The following is a 1,022-nucleotide window of genomic DNA, read 5'->3' on the forward strand; positions in this document are numbered from 1 at the left end:
CGTAGGCTACCGTTTCTAACGGTGTCGCGCGGTCAGAAAATCAATTCTGAACCGGAATGCGATGTCATATAAAAATCCGCCATCATGGCGGATTTTTTTTGTCTGTAGCACGAAACGATAGCGCTAAGATGGCTGATTATTATCTTGACGTTAAGATAATTTGTGCAAAAATACGCGGTACGAACGTAAGCGACTACCTGCGTTTTTCATGGCACAACCCTCAGCGGTAAGATAACAATCACAGGATCATTTTATGCCCGCTTCCTCCAGGCACTCACGCCAGTTTCTCTTTATCGCCATTCTGCTGCTTGGGATAAACCTGCGCCCGATTCTGGCCGTGGTTGGTCCGTTGCTTGAACAAATTCAGCAGGCTACTGGTCTGGACGACAGTCAGGCTGGTCTGTTAACCACGCTGCCGATTTTGGCAATGGGGATCTGTGCGCTTTATGGCGGCTGGTTGCAACGTCATCTGGGGGAGTATCGCGGCATTCTGCTCGGCATTACCATCATTATGGTCGCTTGTCTGGTGCGTTTTCCATGGGATTCACGCGCTGGGTTGCTGGTGAGTGCGGCGCTTGGTGGGGTAGGGATTGCGTTAATTCAGGCATTGGTGCCGTCGTTTATCAAGCGCTTCTTTCTCCAGCGCAGCAGTCTGTTGATGGGGCTTTATACCACGGGGATCATGGCGGGGGCAGCCGTTGCTGCGGCGACGGCCTCGCCGTTATCGGGTCTCGCTGGTTGGTCTGGTGCGTTGGCATTTTGGGGTATCCTTGCATTTATCGCGCTGTTGGTCTGGCGCAAAGCGCCGTCTTCGCGTGAGGCTCACGAGCCGAATGCGATTTATCACCCTGCGCCGCACGGTTTGCAACATTGGGCCTTGATGCTGTTCTTTGGGATAGGAACGGGCGCTTACTCGCTGGTGCTTGCCTGGCTACCACCCTATTACATGCAGTTAGGCTGGAGTGCCGCGCAAAGTGGCTTTTTGCTGGGAGGGTTAACGCTGACGGAGGTGTGTGCGGGGT

The 1,022-nt window shown here is 53.7% G+C and carries 1 protein-coding gene; it reads left to right on the forward strand.

Going from position 1 to position 1,022, the window contains the following annotated elements; genetic code table 11:
• Nucleotides 1-253 precede the first annotated feature (253 nt).
• On the forward strand, nucleotides 254-1,022 hold a 769-nt coding region (locus tag J5224_RS29855; RefSeq protein WP_264628676.1), incomplete at its 3' end, for an MFS transporter.

The organism is Candidatus Symbiopectobacterium sp. NZEC135, assembly GCF_025962695.1.